General features: G+C 62.8%; 25 protein-coding genes. 16 read left to right on the top strand and 9 right to left on the bottom strand.

Annotation, left to right across the window (positions count from 1 at the left end):
- Positions 1-205: 205 nt before the first annotated feature.
- The 3 genes from AC0L3L_RS05145 to AC0L3L_RS05135 form a co-directional block, all read right to left on the bottom strand.
- Positions 206-1,078: a lytic transglycosylase domain-containing protein gene (locus tag AC0L3L_RS05145; protein WP_473525636.1), complete on the bottom strand. Its 873-nt coding sequence runs from the start codon at positions 1,076-1,078 to the stop codon at positions 206-208.
- Positions 1,079-1,082: 4 nt separating this feature from the next.
- Positions 1,083-2,336: a flavodoxin-dependent (E)-4-hydroxy-3-methylbut-2-enyl-diphosphate synthase gene (gene ispG / locus AC0L3L_RS05140; protein ID WP_473486971.1), complete on the bottom strand. Its 1,254-nt coding sequence runs from the start codon at positions 2,334-2,336 to the stop codon at positions 1,083-1,085.
- Positions 2,337-2,753: 417 nt separating this feature from the next.
- Positions 2,754-2,933, bottom strand: coding sequence for a YdcH family protein (locus tag AC0L3L_RS05135; protein ID WP_095495322.1), 180 nt, complete (start codon positions 2,931-2,933; stop codon positions 2,754-2,756).
- Between the two features lie 240 nt (positions 2,934-3,173).
- On the opposite strand from AC0L3L_RS05135, the gene AC0L3L_RS05130 reads away from it, so the two are divergent.
- Positions 3,174-3,377: a YdcH family protein gene (locus AC0L3L_RS05130; protein WP_077380473.1), complete on the top strand. Its 204-nt coding sequence runs from the start codon at positions 3,174-3,176 to the stop codon at positions 3,375-3,377.
- 31 nt (positions 3,378-3,408) lie between these two features.
- Here the strand turns inward: AC0L3L_RS05130 and AC0L3L_RS05125 are convergent, their stop codons facing one another.
- Positions 3,409-4,212, bottom strand: a complete 804-nt coding sequence (locus AC0L3L_RS05125) for an IclR family transcriptional regulator (protein ID WP_473636793.1) — start codon at positions 4,210-4,212, stop codon at positions 3,409-3,411.
- Positions 4,213-4,335: 123 nt separating this feature from the next.
- Here AC0L3L_RS05125 and AC0L3L_RS05120 point away from each other — a divergent pair, with 123 nt between their 5' ends.
- The 11 genes from AC0L3L_RS05120 to AC0L3L_RS05070 all read left to right on the top strand — a co-directional run bounded on the left by AC0L3L_RS05120 (position 4,336) and on the right by AC0L3L_RS05070 (position 13,089).
- On the top strand, positions 4,336-5,217 hold the full coding sequence (locus AC0L3L_RS05120) for a transporter substrate-binding domain-containing protein (protein ID WP_473525638.1): 882 nt from the start codon (positions 4,336-4,338) through the stop codon (positions 5,215-5,217).
- A gap of 70 nt (positions 5,218-5,287) precedes the next feature.
- Entirely contained in the window at positions 5,288-5,953 is a 666-nt protein-coding gene (locus tag AC0L3L_RS05115; RefSeq protein WP_123150181.1) for an amino acid ABC transporter permease, read from the top strand.
- 1 nt (position 5,954) lies between these two features.
- The gene (locus AC0L3L_RS05110; protein WP_473525639.1) at positions 5,955-6,605 is read left to right on the top strand and encodes an amino acid ABC transporter permease; all 651 of its coding nucleotides are present in this window, start codon (positions 5,955-5,957) and stop codon (positions 6,603-6,605) included.
- 4 nt (positions 6,606-6,609) lie between these two features.
- Positions 6,610-7,404, top strand: a complete 795-nt coding sequence (locus AC0L3L_RS05105; protein ID WP_473525640.1) for an amino acid ABC transporter ATP-binding protein — start codon at positions 6,610-6,612, stop codon at positions 7,402-7,404.
- A gap of 36 nt (positions 7,405-7,440) precedes the next feature.
- On the top strand, positions 7,441-7,902 hold the full coding sequence (locus AC0L3L_RS05100) for a RidA family protein (protein ID WP_123150178.1): 462 nt from the start codon (positions 7,441-7,443) through the stop codon (positions 7,900-7,902).
- A 24-nt stretch (positions 7,903-7,926) separates the two neighbouring features.
- The gene (locus AC0L3L_RS05095; protein ID WP_473525641.1) at positions 7,927-9,132 is read left to right on the top strand and encodes an aminotransferase class V-fold PLP-dependent enzyme; all 1,206 of its coding nucleotides are present in this window, start codon (positions 7,927-7,929) and stop codon (positions 9,130-9,132) included.
- Between the two features lie 103 nt (positions 9,133-9,235).
- Positions 9,236-9,733 carry a 5-(carboxyamino)imidazole ribonucleotide mutase gene (purE, locus tag AC0L3L_RS05090; protein ID WP_123150292.1) on the top strand — a complete coding sequence of 166 codons (498 nt, stop codon included), beginning with the start codon at positions 9,236-9,238 and terminating at the stop codon, positions 9,731-9,733.
- Complete coding sequence (locus AC0L3L_RS05085; protein ID WP_473636792.1) at positions 9,730-10,806, top strand: 5-(carboxyamino)imidazole ribonucleotide synthase; 1,077 nt, start codon at positions 9,730-9,732, stop codon at positions 10,804-10,806. Before purE ends, AC0L3L_RS05085 begins: the two co-directional genes overlap by 4 nt.
- A 200-nt stretch (positions 10,807-11,006) precedes the next feature.
- Complete coding sequence (gene ykgO, locus AC0L3L_RS05080) at positions 11,007-11,132, top strand: type B 50S ribosomal protein L36 (protein ID WP_006327841.1); 126 nt, start codon at positions 11,007-11,009, stop codon at positions 11,130-11,132.
- A gap of 217 nt (positions 11,133-11,349) precedes the next feature.
- The gene (locus AC0L3L_RS05075) at positions 11,350-11,934 is read left to right on the top strand and encodes a tetratricopeptide repeat protein (protein ID WP_473486981.1); all 585 of its coding nucleotides are present in this window, start codon (positions 11,350-11,352) and stop codon (positions 11,932-11,934) included.
- Between the two features lie 87 nt (positions 11,935-12,021).
- The gene (locus tag AC0L3L_RS05070) at positions 12,022-13,089 is read left to right on the top strand and encodes an alpha/beta fold hydrolase (RefSeq protein WP_473525643.1); all 1,068 of its coding nucleotides are present in this window, start codon (positions 12,022-12,024) and stop codon (positions 13,087-13,089) included.
- A gap of 238 nt (positions 13,090-13,327) precedes the next feature.
- Here AC0L3L_RS05070 and pyk read toward each other — a convergent pair whose 3' ends face one another.
- Both pyk and AC0L3L_RS05060 read right to left on the bottom strand, forming a co-directional pair.
- A complete protein-coding gene (gene pyk, locus AC0L3L_RS05065) occupies positions 13,328-14,764 on the bottom strand; it encodes a pyruvate kinase (protein ID WP_473636791.1) in 1,437 nt (478 codons plus the stop codon).
- Entirely contained in the window at positions 14,761-15,207 is a 447-nt protein-coding gene (locus AC0L3L_RS05060; protein ID WP_292187291.1) for a DUF1036 domain-containing protein, read from the bottom strand. Before AC0L3L_RS05060 ends, pyk begins: the two co-directional genes overlap by 4 nt.
- A 287-nt stretch (positions 15,208-15,494) precedes the next feature.
- On the opposite strand from AC0L3L_RS05060, the gene AC0L3L_RS05055 reads away from it, so the two are divergent.
- The 3 genes from AC0L3L_RS05055 to AC0L3L_RS05045 all read left to right on the top strand — a co-directional run bounded on the left by AC0L3L_RS05055 (position 15,495) and on the right by AC0L3L_RS05045 (position 18,007).
- On the top strand, positions 15,495-16,292 hold the full coding sequence (locus AC0L3L_RS05055) for an N-formylglutamate amidohydrolase (protein ID WP_473486984.1): 798 nt from the start codon (positions 15,495-15,497) through the stop codon (positions 16,290-16,292).
- Positions 16,293-16,302: 10 nt separating this feature from the next.
- A complete protein-coding gene (locus AC0L3L_RS05050; protein ID WP_192360898.1) occupies positions 16,303-16,611 on the top strand; it encodes a DUF1244 domain-containing protein in 309 nt (102 codons plus the stop codon).
- A 199-nt stretch (positions 16,612-16,810) separates the two neighbouring features.
- Complete coding sequence (locus AC0L3L_RS05045; protein ID WP_473636790.1) at positions 16,811-18,007, top strand: MFS transporter; 1,197 nt, start codon at positions 16,811-16,813, stop codon at positions 18,005-18,007.
- Here AC0L3L_RS05045 and AC0L3L_RS05040 read toward each other — a convergent pair.
- Positions 17,965-18,876, bottom strand: coding sequence for a LysR family transcriptional regulator (locus AC0L3L_RS05040; protein ID WP_473636789.1), 912 nt, complete (start codon positions 18,874-18,876; stop codon positions 17,965-17,967). The two genes, AC0L3L_RS05045 and AC0L3L_RS05040, sit on opposite strands and share 43 nt — an antisense overlap.
- 94 nt (positions 18,877-18,970) lie before the next feature.
- Between AC0L3L_RS05040 and AC0L3L_RS05035 the strand changes: the two genes are divergently transcribed.
- The gene (locus tag AC0L3L_RS05035) at positions 18,971-19,930 is read left to right on the top strand and encodes an NAD-dependent epimerase/dehydratase family protein (RefSeq protein WP_473636788.1); all 960 of its coding nucleotides are present in this window, start codon (positions 18,971-18,973) and stop codon (positions 19,928-19,930) included.
- A gap of 138 nt (positions 19,931-20,068) precedes the next feature.
- Here the strand turns inward: AC0L3L_RS05035 and AC0L3L_RS05030 are convergent, their stop codons facing one another.
- Positions 20,069-20,227 carry a DUF3309 family protein gene (locus tag AC0L3L_RS05030; RefSeq protein WP_036267059.1) on the bottom strand — a complete coding sequence of 53 codons (159 nt, stop codon included), beginning with the start codon at positions 20,225-20,227 and terminating at the stop codon, positions 20,069-20,071.
- 119 nt (positions 20,228-20,346) lie between these two features.
- The coding region (locus tag AC0L3L_RS05025; protein WP_473636787.1) for an efflux RND transporter permease subunit at positions 20,347-22,265 on the bottom strand (1,919 nt) is incomplete at its 5' end.

Here is a 22,265-nt window from a genome sequence, read left to right as displayed (position 1 = left end):
CGAGAACGCAGCCCGCATACTGGCAAAGCCGACGCAATAGTAGAAGTCCACGCCGCCTTCGTTCTCGATATCGTAGAACTGGACGAGATCGGGATCGCCTAGAGACGGTCGATCATCGTGGGCCTATCGCTCGAGCCATGGATCAGCAGAATTCATGAAATGAAAGCACAGCTTCGGCGGTTTGGCGGCCAATCAGTCGGTAACCCTACCGATTCCGCACCACAATGCATGCACCGCCGACGCTTTGCAGTTTCTGGCAGATGTTGTCGGCCTTGGCTTTGGAGTCGGCGCCGATCCGGACCGCATAGATGCCGCGCCTGCCGATCGGCGAGCGCACCCGGCTGACCACCGGATTATGCCCGCCAAGCAAAGCCGGAAACCGGCGCTTCACACCAGTCCATTGATTGAGCGCGGCGGCGCGGCGGAAATTGCCGGCCACCTGCACGCCCCACGGCTTGATGTTGATCGACGCCATGGCCACGGTTTGGGACTTGATGACCGGCAGCTTGCGGCAGGCGACCGCGAAGCTCGCTTTCTTGTCGAGCGGCTGGATGGTGCCGGTATAGGCGGTGTCGGTGAACCTGTCGGCCGGCTCGCCCATGATGTCCAGAACGTAGTCTTCGGTCTCCATCGGCAGGAAGCCACCGGAACTCAGCCAGCGCGATACCCGGCTTTCACCGGCATTGTAGGCGGCGGCGGCCAGGCCCAGATTGCCGAAGCCGGTCTTCATTTCGGCGAGATATTTTGCCGAGGCGGGGATGGCCTGCTCGATATCGAAGGAGTTGGCGAGACCGCGTATCTTGGCGGTGCCCGGCATGAACTGGGCTATGCCTTCGGCGCCGACCGGACTGACCGCATTGGGATCGAAGCGGCTTTCCTTCCAGATCAGCCGGGCAAAGAAATCCTTGGGCAGGCCGTTTTGATCCGCATGGGCCTCGATCAAGTTGCAAACACGGTCGAGCAGCCGCTGCTTGGCGGGGCGCGGCGGATCGGCGTGGGCGGCTGTCGCCCAGCCCAGCCCACCAAGCAAAACCAATCCACCAAGCAAAATCGGCGTCGCCCAGCGGAAGCGCCGCATCGACCTACTCCGCCGCAGCCTTGCCAGGTTGCCCAAACCGCTGCTCGATATAATCGGCGACCATTTTTTCGAAGTCGGCGGCAATCGAAGGGCCGCGCAGCGTCGCCGCCTTGCTGCCGTCGACGAACACTGGCGCCGTCGGCGTCTCGCCGGTGCCGGGCAGCGAAATGCCGATATCGGCATGCTTGGATTCACCCGGACCGTTGACGATGCAACCCATCACCGCGACCTTGAGGTTCTCGACGCCGGGGTATTTTTCACGCCACACCGGCATGTTCTTGCGCAGATCCGCCTGGATATTCTGGGCGAGTTCCTGGAACACGGTAGAGGTCGTGCGGCCACAGCCGGGGCAGGCGGCGACGATCGGCACGAACTGCCGGAACCCCATGGTCTGCAGGAGTTCTTGCGACACCTGCACCTCGCGCGTGCGGTCGCCGTTCGGCTCCGGTGTCAGCGAGATGCGGATCGTGTCGCCAATGCCTTGCTGGAGCAGGATGCCCATCGCCGCGGACGAGGCGACGATGCCTTTCGAACCCATGCCGGCCTCGGTGAGGCCGAGATGCAGCGCGTGGTTGGAGCGGGTGGCAAGCTCGGTGTAGACCGCGATCAGATCCTGCACGCCGCTGACCTTGGCCGACAGGATGATCTTCTCGCGGCCAAGGCCGATCTCCTCGGCCATTTCGGCCGATAGGATCGCCGACTGCACGATCGCCTCGCGCGTCACTTCCTGCGCGGTCAGCGGAAAGCCCTGCCGCTGGTTGTCGTCCATCAACCGGGTCAGAAGCTCCTGGTCGAGCGACCCCCAGTTGACGCCGATGCGCACCGGCTTGTCGTACCGGATCGCCATCTCGACGATCGCCGCGAACTGCCGGTCCTTCTTGTCCTTGAAGCCGACATTGCCGGGATTGATGCGGTATTTGGCCAGCGCCTCGGCGCAAGCCGGATGGTCGGCAAGCAGCTTGTGGCCGATATAGTGGAAATCGCCGACCAGCGGCACGTTGATGCCGAGCCGTCCGAGCCGCTCGCGGATGGCGGGCACGGCGGCAGCACTCTTGTCGCGGTCGACGGTGATGCGCACGATCTCGGAGCCGGCGCGATGTAGCGCCGCAACTTGAGCAACTGTCTGGTCGACATCGGCGGTGTCGGTGTTGGTCATCGACTGAACGACGACAGGGGCACCCCCGCCGACCATCACGCCGCCGACATCGACACCGACCGAGGTGCGTCGCGGGAAGGGAGAGGAAAAATATCCGGTCATGGCCGGCTGCCCTTTGTTAGCTCCGAATTCCGGAATCGGTTTCCGGAAACAATCATGCGCAAAAATCAAAATACAGCGTCGTTTGCGGGTCCGAAAGGACGCGCGGCACTGTAGAAGGTCCGGGCATGAGGTGGAGGAGCAAAGATGGCTTGTCAATGGCGACAGGCAGGCAGACCTGCCGAATCGATAACAGGAAGACGGCCGGCAAGCCATCTTTCCTGTCCACGTCGCCGGAACAAAACAAGGGAACGCTCCGACGGCATGGCTGCCACCGGAAAGGTCGCGCCGAAAGCGGCGCAGCTATCCCCGCGCATGATTTCGAAAATCGGAATCGATTTTCGCGGGGATCATGCGCCAAATCAGAAGGGCTACAGCGTCCTTTGCGCGCCCAAAGGACGCCGGCGCTGTAGAAGAGCGTCAGTGCTTGGTCGGTTTCGCCTTCAGTTTTTCAATCTCGTCCTTGAGTGCCAGCTTGCGCCGCTTGAGATTCACGATTTCGAGGTCGTCGACCGATGGATGGTTCATCGCATCATCGATTTCGCGTTCGATGTCGCCGTGTTTCCGCTGCAGCTCATCAAGATGGGATGCAAGAGACATGATTGGTTCTCCCTTTCATGGTTTCCTCGATTGCAGCCGTCCAAGGCGCGTCCACCGCAAGTTCGCTTCTGTGACGGCATAATGACAGTGTGCCACTATCGGGCATCGATGTCGAATGCTGCGTGGTAGCATTCCACGACAATACGAAATGTGGTATTGGCTGCGCGCCGGTGCAAGATACCTCCGGCCTCGCCCAATCAGGCCCATTTTTGGGCGCCGCAGACGTGCAGACGGTAGATAATGTCCGAACAGGAACAGGCTGATATCCGCCTCGAATATTCTCGGCTGAAGCAGGAGCACGCCGATTTCGACGCGGCCATCAACGCGATGATCGCCATGAACTGCGACCCTCTGCAGATCCAGCGCATGAAGAAGAAGAAACTTTTCCTGAAAGACCGGCTGATGGCGCTGGAAGACCGGATCATCCCCGACATCATCGCGTGAGCGAATCCCACTTACGGTCGACAAATTCTGCTCATCCCGTGATCGAAAGCCTCGCGGCGCGTTCGCGCAGCAGGGCGATAAGATCGCCGGTCTTCTCCTCGGAAGTGTCGATTGGAACCACCAGGCATATCGTCGCCTCGACCTTGCCGGCAGCTGAAAAGACCGGCGCGGCAAGGCATTTTGTATAGGCGTCGACAAGACCTGAGGTTACACAGTAGCCGGCAGCCCCAGCCGTAGCGATATCGGCCATGAAGTCGTCCAGCAGCAATCTGCGGCCGTCTGGCAGGACGAGATCATCTTCGGACACCATGTCTTCGATCACCGCCCTTTCGAAACCGGCGAGAAGCAACCGCCCGGAAGCGGTCCACGGAAGCGGGATCTGCAGACCTGTGGCCGAACTGATCCGGAACGGCCTGGTGCCTGGACTGGAATGGACAATCGTGTAGCGGCCGCTTTGCAGCATGCACAATTCGGAGGTCTCGCCTGTCTCGCGCGACAGGTTGTCGACTTCCTGACGCCCTCGCCTGAGTAGGTCGTTGCCGCGCACATAGTCCATTCCGTAGAGATAAAGCTTCTTCCCGAAATAGACCCGATTACCGTCGCCGGCCATTTCCAGCAGGCCCGCATCCACGAGCGAGCGCACGAGCGTGTAGATCGTTGAGCGCGGCGCATTCACTCCCTTGGCGAGATCACCAATCCCGATCGCACGCTGGTTCGCGTGAAGAAACTCCAGGATATGGAGCACCCGGTTGAGACCCTTCTCGCGAGAGCCCGAATTCCTGTCTTCGTCCGGACCAGCGTCCGGCCGAACTGCCAAGGCATTGCCATCTTGCATTACTTGTTCCTGATGTTAGTATCTGTCTTGTACAGGATACATGTGTCTTTTGTAAGAGACAATCCAGCAGATCACTGATGCATGTATCGGCAAAGGGGAACACAACACGAAAAGGAGGTCGCCGTGAACGACACATCCAAAAGACGTGAATTTCTGAAACTGGGAATGGCCGGGCTCGCAACGGCCGGAGTGGTGGGCGCAGCAGCAACGGTCGATGTTCAGAAGGCGGCGGCGCAAGCGGCACCGGACAGCCTGCTGCGCACCGTTCTCGAGCGCGGCAAAGTGATCGTCGGCACCGGCAGCACCAACGCGCCATGGCACTTCGAAAACGATGCCGGCGAACTGGTTGGCATGGACATCACCATGGGGCGCATTCTTGCCAAGGGGCTTTTCGACGATCCGACCAAGGTCGAATTTGTCATGCAGGATCCGGCCCAGCGCATTCCGAACGTGACCACCAACAAGGTCGACATCTCGATCCAGTTCATGACCATGACCGCCCAGCGCTCGCAGCTGATCCACTTCTCCCGGCCCTATTACGTGGAAGGCATCGCCTTGCTGACCCTTCCGAACGCCGAAAACAAGACCTTCGACAAGCTGGTTGCCGCCGGTTCGGCGACACGGATTTCCATCCTGCAAAACGTCGATGCCGAGGCAAATGTGCACATCGTCCTGCCGGAGGCGCAGGTGATGCAGATTGACACGCAGGCCAACGTGCTGCAGGCACTGGAATCGAAGCGCGTCGACGCCGCCGCCGTCGATCTGTCGACGGTCCGCTGGCTCGCCTCACGTAATCCGGACAAATACTTCGATGCTGGCAAGAGCTGGTTCTCGATGCTTTACGGCGCCGCACTTCGGCAAGGCGACCCCGACTGGCTGACCTTCGTCAACACGACCTTCACCACCGCCATGTTCGGCCATGAGACGGCGCTCTATGACGCTGCATTCAAGGACTATTTCGGACAGGAGCCGCCGGCGCGCCATCCCGGCTTCCCGGTCATCTGATGCAAGCCGGCGGAAGGGCCGCGCCCTTCCGCCTCCTTCTCGTCGACAGCCCTCGATATGACAGGGAAACATGGGCTATACCCTAAACTTCAACCTGATCTGGCGGCATTTCGACAAGCTCTGGGGCGGGCTGCTGCTCAGCCTCGAGCTGGCAGTAATCTCCATCGCGATTGGCATCGTCATCGGGCTGCTTCTGGCGGTCTGGTACGTATCGGCCGGGCGGCTGGTCCGGACCGCCATCGCCGCCTATGTCGAATTCATCCGCAACGTACCGCTGATCCTGCTCGTCTATCTCGTCTTCTACGGCCTGCCGACGGTGGTCGACATAGCCTACAGCGCGCAGACCTCATTCATTGCCACGCTGTCGCTCTATAGCGGCGCGTATCTGGTCGAGGTGTTCCGCTCGGGGCTCGAAGCGGTTCCGCGCGGGCAGCTCGACGCCGGCAAGGCGATTGGCCTGACGCCATGGCAAAGGCTGCTCCATGTGCGCCTGCCGACGATGCTGCGCATAACGCTGCCCGCGCTTTCCAACACGTTCCTATCGCTGTTCAAGGACACGTCCGTTGCTTCGGTCATTTCGGTGCCCGAGCTCACCTACGGCGCCCAGTGGATCAACTTCAACACCTTCCGAATCGTCGAGGTCTACCTTTTGGTGACGGCGATGTACCTCTTGACGGGCTACGCGCTTCTTTATGCGCTTCGGCTTGTCGAGCGCCGGTTCAGGGCGGCGCACTAGGATGCTTGGCCAGATCGCCTATGCCTTGCCCTTCCTGGCCCAGGGTTTTGCCGTGACACTGTGGGTGTCGCTGCTGGTCGTGGTCTTGTCGCTCATCGCCGGTGTGATGATGGGCGTCGGCCTTGTCTATGGACCGGCTCCGCTGCGCTGGGCAGTGCGCATTTTCAGCGACACCATTCGCGGCATTCCGATCCTGGTGCTCATCTTCTTCGTCTATTACGGCCTGCCTGCCGTCGGCATGCATCTGGAATCCTTCTGGGCAGCCGTGCTGGCGCTCACCCTGTTCAAGACGGCACAGGTCATCGAGTATCTGCGCGGTGCGGTTGGTTCCATACCAAAGGGGCAGTCCGAAGCGGCGATGGCGATCGGGCTGACCTTTCGCCAGCGACTGGCTTACGTCATCTTCCCGCAAGCGTTCAGGCGCTTCCTGCCGCCTTGGATCAATGGCGTCACCGATGCGGTGAAGGGCAGCGCGCTGGTCTCGCTGCTCGGCATCACCGACCTGATGCACGCCATCAACCAGGTCATCGGCCGCACCTACGAAGCGATGCCGCTCTACATACTCGGTGCGGTCATCTATTTCGTCGTCAATTACGCCCTCTCCCTGGCCAGCCGACGGTTGGAGCGGCGTTTCTCCTTCATCCGGGAATAGCAAGATGTCCATCTCCCCGCCCGCCAATCCGGCGCTTCTCGACGTCTCCGACGTGTCCAAATCCTTTGGATCCGTCGAGGTCCTGCGCTCCGTCAGCCTGCAGGTGACACGCGGCGAAGTGGTGACTGTCATCGGACCTTCCGGCAGCGGCAAGACCACGCTGCTGCGCTGCGTCAACTTCCTGGAGAGCTACGACAGCGGCTCTATCCGCATCGACGGCAAGGAGGTCGGCTTCCGCGACACGGGAACACGCCAGCGCCGCAGCGAGCGCGACCTGGCGAAGATGCGCGCCGAGACCGGAATGGTGTTCCAGAGTTTCAACCTGTTTCCGCATCTAACGGCGGCCGGCAACATCATGCTTGGCCTGCGCAAGGTGCGCGGCAAGAGCAGTACCGAAGCCCGTGCCATTGCCGAGCACTGGCTGGGCCGGGTCGGACTTGCCCACAAGGCCGACAGCCTGCCCGCCGAGCTTTCCGGTGGCCAGCAGCAGCGCGTCGGCATCGCCCGGGCGGTGGCGATGGAGCCGAAAATTCTGCTGCTCGACGAGATAACGTCCGCGCTCGACCCGGAACTCGTCGGCGAGGTGCTCGAGGTCGTGCGCAGCCTGGCCGAGGACGGCATGACGATGGTGATGGTCACGCACGAGATGGCCTTTGCGCGCGACGCGTCGAGCCGCATTGTCTTCATGGCGGATGGCGGTGTCAGCGCCGCGGGCCCGCCTGCCGAGATTCTGGGCACCGAGATCGACAATGAGCGTCTTCGCAGCTTCCTGGCGCGGTTTCGTGCCTCGCATTTCTGACACCGGGCGGCGAAAGCTGTCGCAAGGAGCCTTTTCATGACGCCTTACATCCGGCTCGCCGAATTGGGCCTGACGCTGCCCGAGCCGCCGACGCCGATCGCCAATTTCGTCACCCACGCCGAAAGCGGGCGGCTGATCTTCCTCTCCGGCCAAGGGCCGCTGCGCGCCGATGGCACGCTTTGCACCGGCAAGGTGGGCGAGGACGTCACGGTTGAAGAGGCCTATAAGCATGCCCGTCTCACCGGCCTGAACCTGCTCGCCGTCATGCACGCCGCGGCAGGCGACCTCGGCCGTATCGTGCGCGTCGTCAAGCTGCTTGGCTTCGTCAACGCCATCCCGACCTTCAGCGACCATCCGCAGGTGGTGAATGGCTGTTCCGATCTTTTCGCCGAAGTCTTCGATAGTATCGGCGGGCACGCCCGCTCGGCGATCGGTGTCGGTTCCTTGCCGGGAAACATTACGGTCGAAATCGAGGCGGTCGTCGAGATCGCTGCCTGACATCTACCAATGGGATCTCTCGAGATGAAAAACTATTCCGCAAACGGCTCCAACACGACAATCCGCGAACGGCTCGGCCTTCGCCCGATCATCAATGTTTCCGGCACGATGACGGCGCTCGGCGCCTCGATCATCGTCCCGGAAGCGATCGCCGCGATGTCGGAGATCGCTTCGCAATGGGTGGAAATGGACGATCTGCAACGCGCCGCAAGCACGGTCGTCGCGCGCCTCACAGGAGGCGAGGCCGGCTTCATCACGGCTTGCTGCGCCAGCGGCATCACCATGGCGATTGCGGGCACGATGACCGGCACCAACCTTCTCGCGATCGAGCGGCTGCCGGACGACACCGAGGGCCTCAAGTCGGAGGTCATCGTCCAGCTCGGCCACATCGTCAATTACGGCGCGCCGATCGACCAGTCGATCCGGCTTGCCGGGGCCAGGACCATACCGGCCGGCACGGTCAGCGTGACGCAGGATTATCATGTGCGCGACGCGATCCGCGACCGCACCGCGGCCGGCCTCTACGTCGTTGCGCATCACACGGTGCAATACGGCATGCTTTCGCTCGAGGAATTCTGCGAAATCTGCCACGCCAGGGGTGTCCCGGTGATCGTCGACGCCGCCTCCGAATACGACCTGCGCGGCTTTCTCGCACGCGGCGCCGACATCGTCGTCTATAGTGGGCACAAATTCCTCAGCGGACCGACAAGCGGCATCGTGACGGGGCGCAAGGATCTGGTGCGGGCCGCCTATCTGCAGAATCGTGGCGTTGCGCGGGCGATGAAGGTCGGCAAGGAAAGCATCGCCGGAACCATGGCCGCGCTGGAAGCCTGGGAGCGGCGCGACCATGCCGGCATCCGCAAGCGGGAAGAAGCCGCTCTGCATCTGTGGAAGGACGCATTGCAGGGCCCGCCCGGTATCGCTGCGCATATCATTCCCGATCCGACCGGCAATCCGCTCGACCGCCTGCAGGTGTTTGTTACGCCCGAAAGCAGGTTCACCGCCGCCGGCCTTGCCTCGGCGCTGGCGGCCGGTTCGCCCCCTATTATCGTCCGCAACCACGAGGTCGAGCGCGGTCACTTCTTCCTCGACCCGTGCAATCTTCATCCTGGCGAGGCGGAGATCGTCGCCGAACGCCTGCGGGCCGTGTTGAGCGCGGCCGAGCGTCCGGCGGATGCGATGAAGTCCGCCCGCAAGGATAGCGCCGGCGCCTTGCGCTGGCCGGATTAGGTAATGATGGTGCCTCGCGCCCGAATGCTGCGCGGAGGCACCACATCCTTGCCGTCGATCCCGAATTCCGCTAATGCGCGCCTTTGCCGCCGGGAGCAGAAGCTTGGACGATCACCGCGCCGACGTCGCCGTCATCATGGGCAGCCAGTCCGACTGGGCGACGATGCGCCACGCCGCCGAAACGCTGGAGGCACTGGGCATTCCGCACAAGCGGCTGATCGTCTCGGCTCATCGCACTCCCGACCGGCTCTATGATTTTGCCAAGGGCGCCAAGGCCGCCGGTTTTCGGGTGATCATCGCCGGCGCCGGCGGTGCGGCGCACCTGCCCGGCATGACGGCGGCGATGACGCCGCTCCCGGTTTTTGGCGTGCCGGTAGAATCGAAGGCGCTTTCCGGACAGGACTCGCTGCTCTCCATCGTGCAGATGCCGGCCGGTATTCCGGTCGGCACGCTGGCCATCGGCAAGGCGGGCGCCACCAATGCCGCCCTTCTGGCCGCGGCGGTGCTGGCGCTGACCGACGAAAAGCTCGCTGCCCGGCTCGATGCCTGGCGCGCCGCCCAGACCGCCAGGGTCGCTGCCGAGCCCACGGACACGCCATGAGCCTGCCCGCGGGATCGACCATCGGCATCGTCGGCGGCGGCCAGCTCGGCCGCATGCTGGCCATGGCCGCGGCCCGCCTCGGCTACCGCATAGTCGTGCTGGAACCGCAGCCGGATTGCCCGGCGGCACAGGTCGCAAACCGGCAGATCACCGCCGCCTACGACGACACGGCTGCGCTCGCCGAACTGGCTGCAGTCAGCGCCGTCGTCACCTACGAGTTCGAGAACGTGCCGGTGATGGCTGCCAGCGCGCTTGCCGTCACGGTCCCGGTCTATCCGCCGGCGCGCGCGCTGGAAGTGGCGCAGGACCGGGTGGCGGAGAAGAAATTCCTCAACGGCATCGGCGTTCCCACTGCGGATTTTTGTCCCGTCGACAATGACGACGAATTGACGGCGGCGCTGAAAAAGTTCGACGGCAGCGGCATATTGAAGACGCGGCGCATGGGCTATGACGGCAAGGGTCAGCGCGTCTTCCGCAACATGGAAACAGGCGGCTTTGCCGGCACCTGCGAGGCGATGGGCAACGTGCCGCTGATCCTCGAATCCTTCGTCGCCTTCGAACGCGAGATTTCGGTGATCGCGGCGCGCGGCATGGACGGTTCGCTCGCCGCCTACGATCCGGCAGAAAACGTCCACCGCAACGGCATCCTGCACAGCTCGACCCTGCCGGCCAGGATAGAGTCCGAAACCGCCGCTGCAGCGCAGGCGGCGGCGGCAAAGATACTTGCGGCGCTCGATTATGTCGGCGTCATCGGTATCGAGTTCTTTGTCCTTACCGACGGCGCGCTGCTGGCCAATGAGATCGCGCCGCGCGTCCACAATTCCGGCCACTGGACTGAGGCCGCCTGCATCGTCTCGCAGTTCGAGCAGCACATTCGCGCCGTCGCCGGCCTGCCCTTGGGAAATCCCGGCCGCCATTTCGACTGTGTCATGGAAAACCTGATCGGCGACGATATCCTGCGTGTTCCAGCCCTGCTCGCCGAGCCCGATCTGATGCTGCATCTCTACGGCAAGGCCGAAGCGCGCCCCGGCCGCAAGATGGGCCATTTTACGCGAATGAGCCGTCACCGTTGAGGCTATAGGACGGCACCGCTCTAACGCCGTCGGTCGAGCAGGAAACCAAACTCCGCCACGCTGGCTTCATCTATGAAGCACGCTTGCGGTTGACACGGACAAGGCTCCTCGTTTATGAGCCACGCACAAGTTGAGAGGCGCGCTTTCCGAGCGCGCCTTAATAATTCGGCCCAAGCGGGCCCAGACCGACGGGCAAGACCATGAAGATCAAGAATTCGCTCAAGGCGCTCAAGGCGCGTCACCGCGACAACCAGCTGGTTCGCCGCAAGGGCCGCGTGTACATCATCAACAAGACCGCTCCGCGCTACAAGGCGCGTCAGGGTTGAGTCTTTCGCGTGGAGGCGCCTGCCTCCGCGCCTGCATGATGTACCGCATCGACCCAAAATCGGAATCGATTTTCGGAAAGTACGATGCGAGGAATTCAGAATGTTAGAGCGTCCTTTACGCGTCCAAAAGGACGCGTGGCGCTCTAATACCGGCCTGCCGGCCCTTTCACGCTAAATTCAGTTTGACGATCTGCTGTCCGGGGTTAGATTCTCGGCCATGCGGATTCTTTTTGCATTCTTCGCGGCGCTTTTTCTTTTCGGTTCCGCCTCGCTTCCAACCCAAGCGGACGATGCGGTCGCCCCTCCGGTTGCCACGACTAGGGAGGCAAGGCTCGACCAGCTGTTCGTCGACCTGAAGCGCCAGCGCAATGAAAAGGCCGCTGAGCGCATCGCCGCGCGCATCTCGCACGAGTGGTCGCAATCCGGCAGCGCCTCGATCGACCTGATGATGCAATGGTCGCAAAAGGCGATCGAAGACAAGAAATTCGACGTGGCACTCGATTTTCTCGATCAAGTGGTGACCTTGCAACCGGCCTATGCGGAGGGCTGGAACCGGCGCGCCACCGTACATTTCATGATGAATAACTTTGGAAAATCGATGTCTGACATCGACCGCACGTTGCAGCTCGAGCCGCGCCATTTTGGCGCACTGTCCGGCCTGGCGCAGATCATGGCCGTAACCGGCCACAAGCAGTCGGCGCTGGAAGCCTGGCAGCGCGTGCTCGGCATCTATCCGATGATGCGCAGCGCCCAGGATCAAGTCGGCACGCTTTCGGAAGAACTTGCCGGCGAAGGAATTTGATTTCCCGGTTGGCGGACAATTCCACTTGAGTGAAAGTCGCTTTAGCTAGACTGTGAACTAATTTCGCTCCGGTCCGTATCTCTCCCCATGAACCTGATCTTCGCCGCGCTCGTCTTCCTCATGGCGCTTGTGTTCACCCTTGCAGGTGTCACCCTCGCCGGTTCATGGCTGATCGAGCGCCGCAATCCGCCGATCGGCGACTTCGCGGATATAAACGGTGCCCGCATCCACTACGTTCACGTTCCGGCGCGGAAAAACGCCGAACTGCCGCCGATCGTCTTCATCCACGGCGCCAGCGCCAATCTCAGAGATCAGATGCTGCCGCTGAGGCCCTTGCTGGAAGGCCGTGCCGAGATGCTGTTCTTGGACCGCCCGGGTGCAGGCTGGTCGGGGCGCGGCCCCGGAAACAACGAGACCCCATCGGCACAGGCCAGCACCATCGCAGCTCTGATGGACCACCTCGGCATCGGGAAAGCCATTATCGCCGGCCATTCCTTCGGCGGCTCGGTGACCACCGCCTTCGGCCGCGAGCATCCCGACAAGACGCTCGGCCTAGTGTTCGTGGCGCCCGCCACCCATCCCTGGCCGGGCGGCGCGACCGCCTGGTACTACAATTTGACGACCATTCCGATCGTCGGCCGGCTGTTTTCCGAAACGCTGGCCTATCCGTCGGGAGCGCTGCAGATGAATACCGCCACCGCCTGCGTCTTTGCCCCCAACAAGGTGCCGGACGGCTATGTCGCCGAGGTCTCGATCCCGCTGGTGCTTCGGCCGAACGCCTTTCGTGCCAACGCCACCGATGTCGCCGGGCTCTATCGCTACACGCTCGATGCCGCGCCGCACTACCGCGATATCAAGGCGCCGACTGTGGTCATCTCGGGCGACCGCGACAAGGTGGTCTATGCAACGATCCATTCGGTCGGCCTCGTCCGCGACATTGCCGGCGCCGAGCTGGTCTGGGTCCACAATCTCGGCCACAAGCCGGACTGGATCGCGCCCGATCTCGTCGTCGGCGCGATCGAAAAGGTCGCCGGCAAGGAGGTGGACCTTCAGGCAATGGCGAAGGCCGTGGAGGTCAGGGTCGCCAACGACACTAACGGCGCCGGCAAATGCGCCGACATCAAAGCGCCGGAAGCCGAACTCGCGCCGATTTAGAGTCCTCGCCGAAGCGCGTCAAAATTCGTGGATGACGCCCGTCATCTCTGCCGGCGGCAGCCAGGCGACGAGCGCGGTCGGATCCGTGAAGGCCGCGTAGGGGGTCTTCGGGCTGGACTTCGATGACCCTCGTCGTGCGGGCCCAGACGCCCGCATGGTCTTTGCTCATGTGGCTCCAATGGTCGCGACACGGAGAACAGGACCTCTCGCTGCCGCGAATCCGCCCAGTGTCAGCGGCCTAGCGGCGGGCCTGCACCTCCGACCCGACATAGGCGATGCGCAGCATGTTGGTGGAGCCCGGCGTCCTCAGCGGCACGCCGGCGGTGATGATGACCCGGTCGCCCGGCTTGCCGAACCCCTCGTCCAAAGCGATGCGGCAGGCGCGGTCGACCATGTCGTCGAGGTCGATGGCGTCGGGCGAGACGACGCAATGCGTGCCCCACAAAAGCGACAGCCGCCGCGCCGTGTTGACGATCGGCGACAGTGCGACGATCGGAACCTGCGGCCGCTCGCGCGCGGCGCGCAGGCCGGTCGTGCCGGACGCCGTATAGCTGATGATCGCCGACAGTTTCAGCGTCTCGGCAATTTCGCGGGCGGCAAGCGAGATGGCGTCGGCGCCGGTCGCTTCCGGCTCCGAACGCTGCGCGTTGATGATGCCGGCGTAGGTCGGGTCGGTTTCGACCTTGCTGGCGATGCGGTTCATCATCGCCACCGCCTCGACCGGGTAGGCGCCGGCCGCGGACTCCGCCGAGAGCATGATGGCGTCGGCGCCTTCGAACACGGCGATCGAAACGTCCGACACCTCGGCGCGGGTCGGCACCGGCGCGGTGATCATCGATTCCAGCATCTGCGTGGCGATCACCACCGGCTTGCCGGCGCGGCGCGCGGCGCGGGTGATCTGCTTCTGGATACCGGGCACGGCTTCGAGCGGCATTTCGACGCCGAGATCGCCGCGGGCAACCATCAGTGCGTCCGAAAGTTCGATGATCTCGGCCAGCCGGGCGACGGCCTGCGGCTTTTCGATCTTGGCCATGATGAGCGCCCGGCCGCGCGCGATCTTGCGCGCTTCCGCCAGATCCTCCGGCCGCTGGACAAACGAGAGCGCCACCCAGTCGACGCCGGTGGCCAGCACCGCATCGAGATCCCTGCGGTCCTTTTCGGTCAGCGCGCCGACCGGCAGGTCGGTGTCGGGCAGGCTGACGCCCTTCTTGTCGGAGATGCTGGTGCCGGCGACGACGGTGCAGACGATCGCCTTGCCGTCGCTCTTCACCGCCTTCAGCTCGAGCTTGCCGTCGTCGATCAAAAGGCGGTCACCGGCCTCGACCGATCTCAGGATTTCGGGGTGGGGCAAATAGACCCTGGTCGAATTGCCGGGCTCGGGATTGTCGTCGAGCGTGAAAGTCTGGCCGAGTGTCAGCGCCTCCTTGCCGCGGGCGAATTTGCCAACGCGTAGCTTGGGCCCCTGCAAGTCGGCGAGAATACCGATCGGCCGGCCGACTGCTTTCTCGACAGCGCGGATGCGACCGACAAGTGTGTGCATCAATTCATGATCGGTGTGGCTCATATTGATGCGAAACACGTCGGCGCCGGCTTCGAAGAGCTTCTTCAGCATGTCCTCGGAGGAGGAGGCCGGCCCGATGGTGGCGAGTATCTTGACCTTGCGGCTGCGTCTCATTGACTGTTTGTTCCCGGGGCGGCTGGAACGCCCCCCGTTGCGGGGTCATCGGTCAGCTGGACCATCCAGCTTGCCTGCTCGCCCGTGTCATATTCCTGGAATCCGGCGCGCTGGAAGCCCCGGGCGACGCAATCGCTAACGCCGGCGATCTTGAACTCTTTTTCAGCCACGCACATGTTGATCGGGCCATCCCAGCGCCCGCCGCGCTCGGCGTCTTCTGCATAAAGATAGTAAAATCTTGATGACAGCGGCCCTTCGATCAACGTCTTGCAGCTCGATCCTTCGATGTGCCACCAGCCTTCGGTGATCCAGCCTGCCTTGGCGCGATAGCCGATGCCGACGCCCACCAGGTTCTGCGTGGCGTTGCAGACACGGAAATCGGCGCGCGCCGGCGAGGCAGCAAGCATCGCGGCGAGGCCCACAGCAAGGGTCAGGAGCGGCATGGCGAAGGCATAGCGCACGCGCGGCCTGCCGGCGGAACCCATCCTGAAATCCCTCAAGAACCACATTTGCATCTCTCAATGCCCCTTTTCGGAAAAGTCCGGGCGCATGTCAACGCGCCCTTTTGCCCAATTCCAATCGATTTAGAAAGGCTTCGGCGCACGGTCTGTCGCCTTCTGCCAGATTTCCGCAGAAACCGTGGCCAAACGACGGCATTGCGTAATCGTCCCCTTCGTGGAAAGACGATACCATCCTCCCTGGAAGCCAGCGAACAGACCATTTCCCGCCGATGACCCGATCCACAGTTTTCGCGCCTTTCGACGTCGTCGAAGGCGACCGCAAGCGAGGCATGGTGCTTTTGGCCGATCACGCCCGTCGCGACCTGCCGGAAGAGTATGGCAGCCTCGGCTTGCCGGCGGCGGAATTCGACCGCCATATCGCCTACGACATCGGTGTCGAGACGGCGACGCGCGAATTGGCGGCTTTGCTCGGCGTGCCGGCAGTACTCGCCAATTTTTCGCGGCTTCTGATCGATCCCAATCGCGGCGAAGACGATCCGACGCTGATCCGCCAGCTCTATGACGGTACCGTCATTTCGGGAAATTATCCACTTGCCTTGAAAGAACGTGAAAGGCGGCTTGACCGCTTCTATCGGCCCTATCACGATGCCGTCGGCGCCATGATCGCCTCGGTGGCGCAGGCTTCCGCAAGCGCCCCCTTCATCCTGTCGATACATTCTTTCACCCCTTTCATGCAGGGATTCGTGCGCCCTTGGCATGTTGGTGTCTTGTGGGATCGCGACGACCGGGTGGCGCGACCGCTGATCGACATGATCGCCGAGGACAAAAGCCTTATCGTTGGCGACAACGAGCCCTATGACGGCGCATTGCGCGGCGACACCATGTTCAGGCATGCCATCGTCAACGGCTTTGCCCATGCGCTGATCGAAATCCGTCAGGACCTGATCGCCGATCGGCAGGATGCGGTCGCCTGGGCCGAACGGCTGGCGCCGGTCGTTGACGCGATCAACCACCGTCCCGATATACATCAGGTCAAACGATTCGGCTCGCGCACCGGGCCGTTGTAAGGAGGTTTCGATGACCGAACTCAGCGACGAGCAAAAACGCGATTTCGAAGCCGCCGCCTTCCGCCGGCTGGTTGCGCATCTGCGCGAACGCACGGACGTGCAGAACATCGACCTGATGAACCTCGCCGGCTTCTGCCGCAACTGCCTCTCCAACTGGTATCGCGACGCCGCGGAGGCCGAGGGCGTCGATCTCAGCAAGGACCAGTCGCGCGAGATCATCTATGGCATGCCTTATGCCGAATGGCAGGCGCTCAACCAGACCGAGGCCTCCGATGCCAAGAAGGCGGAGTTCGAGGCAAGACGCCCCAGGGATCATTAAGACCACGATCCCGAAAAGTGGAATCCGGTTTTCGGACAAGATCATGGTCGAACAAAAAACCCTGTCCCGATCGGCTCTCATCAACCTCGGATTCAAGCGAGCCGCTTGGCCCAAGCACTTCCAAGAGCGAGCGCTTGACTGAAGATTGAATCGATCTAATTTGCCGCGCGAAGTTATTTTCGCACCGGACTCCTACACGATGGACACGCTAAAAATCATGCAGACCGCCATTCGCGGACGATGGGCCGTGGCGGCCATCTTCCTGGCCAATGGTTTTCTGACCGGCGCCTGGGCGCCGCAGATCCCGGTGGTCCTGACCCGGCTGGATATCAGCAAGTTTACGCTCGGCCTGCTGATCCTGCTGTTCGGCGCCGGCGCGGTCACGGCCATGACCTGGTGCGGCCACCTGCTCTCCAGGCATGGTTCGCGCAGCGTGCTGCGCTGGTTCGGTCTCATCGGCAGTTTCGGCCTGCTGGTTGTGGCGCTTGCCCCCAACGTGCCGCTGGCGGCCATCGCCATGTTCATCTTCGGCGCTTCGATCGGCGGCATGGATGTCGCCATGAACGCCAATGCGGTCACGGTGGAACGGCGGTTGTCCCGCGCCATCATGTCGTCCTCGCACGGCTTCTGGAGCCTTGGCGGTTTCGCCGGTGGCGCTCTCGGCGGCTTCGCCATCCAGAATTACGGCCATCTCGCCCATGCGGCGGTGGTGACGGCTCTTGCCTTTGCCGTGATCGCTGTGGCAGTTCGCTACCTGATCGCCGAGGGCAAGCCGCCCCAAGGATCATCGGGGATTACCGGACATCGCAAATTCGCGCTGCCTGGAAATCCGCTGGTCTATCTCGTCGGGCTGATGGCGCTGATGACGATGATCTCCGAGGGTGCGGTGCTCGACTGGGCGGCGCTTTACCTGCAACAGGAACTCGGCACCGACCTCGCCGTAGCTGGTTTGGCATACGCCGCTTTTTCCGGCGTCATGGCCGTCATGCGCTTCGTTGGTGACGGGGTCCGCAACCGTTTCGGTGCCGTAACGACGTTGCGCGTCTCGGCCCTTGTCGCCGCCGCCGGCATGCTGGTGGCGGGGCTAGCGCCTTCGCCCTGGCTCGCCATCTCAGCTTTTGCCCTTTGCGGCTTCGGCATCGCCAATATGGTGCCGATCCTGTTTTCGGCCGGCGGCAACCAGGAAGGCATGTCGTCCGGCACCGGTATGAGCGTCGTCACCACGATGGGCTATTCCGGCATTCTGGTGGCGCCGTCGGCGATCGGCTTCATCGCCGAGCACTTGAGCTTCAGTCCGATCTTCGTCGCTTTGTCGGGGCTGCTGGTCGTCGTATTTTTGATGGCCGGGCTCGCTCACCGCGCCGAATTCGCGCCCGACGCAGCACCGGCCGAATAGCGCTTCAACTCCTCATAGAGGAAATCCGCGACACGGCGGATGCGCACGCTGGTGCGCACGTCGCGGTGCATGGCCAGCCATACCGGCAGCGTCGGCAGCGCGAGGCCCGGCAGCACTGTCTCCACCAGCGGATCGCGATCGGCCAGCGGCTCCTGGCCGAAGCCGATGCCGTTTCCCGCCCGCACCGCCTCCCAAAGCACGATTTGGTTGTCGGTCCTGAAGCGGAAGGCATCGCGGGTGAGCGGGACGCCGAACTGGGCAAAGCCGCGAATGATCTCATCGCTGCGGTCGAAGCCGATCAGGTCGTGGCCGGCAAGATCGCCGGGCTCGCGCGGACGGCCACGCCGGTCGAGATAGGATTTTGCCGCGCAGGCGCGGAGCGGAATGTCGGTCACCTTGCGCGCCACCAATTCGTTCTGCGCCGGCTTGACCATGCGGATGGCGATGTCGGCATCACGGCGCAAAAGGTTCTCGACCTGATTCGACGCGACGATCTCGACCTCGATGCCGGGTTCCTCAGCGGCCAGCCGCGCCGTCATCTCGGGCAGGACATAGGCAGCCACCACCTCGCTGGCGGCAATGCGCACCGTGCCCTCGATCGCCTCGACCGATCCCAGCGCCAATAGCGAAAAGGCGCTTGCCTGCTCGCTCACCGCCCGGCCGCGTTCGTAGAGCGTGCTGCCGGCTTCCGTCAGCGCGTAGCCGCGCCGCCCGCGCCGGAATAGGGTGACGCCGAGCGCCTGCTCCAGCTCGACGATATGGCGGCCGAGCGTCGGCTGGCTTGCAGCCAGCTTGCGCGCGGCAGCGGACAGGCTGCCGGTTTCCGCCACGGTGACGAAACTCTTGATCAGGTTCCAGTCGATTTCCATTCAAAACTGAATATCACATCGCCAAATTCAGTCAATTTCCATTCGTTTGCGGGCGGATCATATTGTGACCGTAACGCAAACACGGAGACGAAACATGACCAAGATCGCAATTCTGGGTGCCAATGGCCGGCTCGGCCGCGTGGTTTCCAAGGCCTTCATCGACGCCGGCTATGATGTCCGCGCCATCACCCGCAGCGGCAAGATACCGGTAGAACTCACCGGCGCCACAGCCGTCGCCGGCGACGGGCTCGATCGCGAAGCGCTTATCCGCGCCACCGAAGGCGTCGACATCATCTTCAACGGCCTCAACCCGCTCTACACCGACTGGGGCAAGTGCCTGCCGATGGCCGAGAACGTCATGGCCGCGTGCCGGGCGAACCACGCATTGCACCTCGCTCCCGGCAGCGTTTACAATTACGGCTCGCCGATGCCGGCGGTCATTACCGAAGACACGCCATTCCACCCGACGACAGAAAAGGGCCGCATCCGCGTCGCCATGGAAGACCTCTTTCGCCGCGAGGCCGAAGCAGGCCGAGTAAGCACCATTCTGCTGCGGGCCGGCGATTTCTTCGGCGGCACCGGCACCGGATCGTGGTTCGATCTGATCGTGGCCGCCAAGATAGACAAGGGCGTCTATACCGCCCCCGGGCCGGCCGATCTCGTGCATGAATGGGCCTATCTGCCTGATATGGCCAAGGCTTTCGTCGGACTGACTGAGAATCTCGCCAAGCTCGGCGCCTACGAGGCGCTGAACTTTCCCGGCCACGCCGTTACCGATCTGGAGATCAAGGCGGCCGCGGAGAAGGCGCTCGGGCGCACGCTGAAACTGACCTCGATGCCGTGGTGGGTGCTGCGCGCCGGCAGTCCGTTCGTGGCGATGTGGCGCGAACTCGTCTCGATGTCCTATCTCCGCTTCGAGCCACACCAGTTGGTCTCGGCAAGGCTGGAAGGCATCATCGGCACGATCCCGCATACGCCGTTGGGTAGGGCGGTGGCAGCGGCTCTCGATGATATCGGTGTCGCCACGATTGATGGCGTTTCGAAAGCTGCCTGAAACGGAAAGCGGCCATTACCCAACGCATGGATCCGAACCGAAGGCTCGGAAAGGACCATGCGCAAAATCAAATGCTACAGCGCTGTGAGTCCAAAAGGACGCGCAGCGCTGAAGCATTCGTGCACACCAATCTCCGGGTCAAATCCTGCCCATCAGCAGCAACACCAGCAGTACGATCAGGATGACGCCAACAATGCCGGATGGACCATAACCCCAGGAACGCGAATGAGGCCATGCCGGCACCGCGCCGATCAGAATGAGGATCAGAATGATGACGAGAATGGTGCTGAGCGTCATGAGAAACTCCCCGCTTTGAGGTGTCGCATGACAGGACAATGCAAAAGGCCGCTGGGTTGTTCCCGGCGGCCTTTTCTTTGCGCGACCAAAATACGCGCGGCACTCCAAGCAAAGTTGGCCTATTCGGCGGCCTTCGGGAAGGCGAACGCCGGCTCGTCAAGCGAGCCCGGTCTTGCGGAGGTCTCGACAGTCGCACCGACTGTCTTGCCGCGCCGGAACACCCGACGGAAGAATGCATAGAAGCGGCTGTTCTTACTACGCGTGAACACCATCAGCATCGACGGTGTCACCACCAGCGTCAGCAAGGTGGCGAAGGACAGGCCGAAGACGATCGCCGACGACAGTGAAATCCACCATTGCGTCGACGGCGCGTTGATCGTCGTCTCGTGATGGAAGATTTCGAGACCGAGGCCGAAAGCGATCGGCAGCACGCCGAGAATCGCCGACACCGCCGTCAGCACGACCGGGCGGGCGCGTTCGCGGCAGGTCTGCAGCACCGCGTCCATCTTGTCCCAGCCTTCTTCGCGCAGCCGGTCATAGGTGTCGATCAGCACGATGTTGTTGTTCACCACCACACCGGCCAGCGCGATGACGCCGATGCCCGACATGACGATGCCGAACGCCTCTCCAGTCAACAGCAATCCCAAGAACACGCCGACCGTCGCCATGACCACGCAGGACAGCACCAGCCAGACGCTGGTGAACTTGTTGAACTGCATCAGAAGCACCAGGAAGATCAGGAAGATCGCCGCACCGAAGGCCTTGCTAAGGAAGGCGCTGGCCTCGGCGCTGTCCTCGTTCGAGCCGGCGAGCTTCCAGCGTATGCCGCTGCCGAGCTCCATATCGGCGACCGCCTGGCTGACCTGCTGCTGGACAAAAGCGACCTGCTCGCCGGCGGCGACATTGGCCTGGACGACCACCGTGCGCGCGCCGTCGATGCGGTTGAGGATACCAACGGTCGGCTCGGGCTTGCGCACGACGAAATTCGAGATCGGCACCGACCCTTGCGAAGTCTGCACCCTGAGGTCATCGAGTGTCGACAGCGTGCGCCGGTCCTCGGGCAGACGCAGCCTGATGTCGACGGCGTCGTCAGCACCGGCTGGCCGGTATTCACTGAGCTTCAGCCCGTTCGTCACCAGTTGCACCACCGTTCCGACCGAGGTCGGGCTGATGCCGTATTGTGCCGCTTTGGCGCGATCGACGTCGAGCGCCCAGTCGACGCCGGGCGGCGGCAGGCCGTCGGAAATATCGATGACGCCGGGCACCTTGGCAATGCGCGCGGCGACGGCGCGCGCATTGTCGTCGAGGCCTTCCGGGTCGACGGCCGAAAGCCTGATCTGGATCGGCTTGCCGGTGGGCGGGCCGGCCTCGGGCACGCGAACCTCGACGTCGACGCCGGGAATGCCGGCCATGACGCCGCGCAATTCGTCCAGGATCGCGTTCGCCGATTTGCGCTCGCGCCAGTCGACGAACTCGTACTGGATCACGCCGACCACGTCTTCCGGAATATCCTGGCCGCCGCCTTGCGTCTTGCCGACACGGGTATAGACCGATTTCACGCCCGGCCAGCCGAGAAGCCGGTTTTCCGCGGTCGTTGTGGCGGCATCCATTTCTGCGAGCGAAAGGTTGCCGCGGGCGTGCACATAGAGCAGGCCGTAGTCAGGCTCGACATTCGGGAAGAACTCGACGCCGGCGCCATATTTCGAATAGGCAAAACCGACACCGAACAAAAGGCCGACGGTCAGTAGAAGCACGGTGATGGGAAAGCGCACCGCCTGCTTGACCACAGCCATGTACCAGCCGTCGCGATTGTCATTCTCGTGATGCGGCGGCGCCTTGGCGAACAAGGCGCCCAGCGCCGGCGCAAAGACCAGCGCATAGAGCATCGAGGCCGAGAGCGTGACGATCAGCGTGATCGGCATGTATTTCATGAAATCGCCGATGATGCCTGGCCAGAACAACAGCGGCGAAAAGGCGGCGATGCGCGTCATCGTCGCGGCGATGACCGGACCGGCCATGCGCTTGGCGGCAAGCGCGA

It is taken from the genome of Mesorhizobium sp. WSM4849, assembly GCF_055811385.1.
The sequence above is the reverse complement of the archived record's forward strand: the minus strand, read 5'-3'. Positions and strand labels throughout refer to the sequence as shown.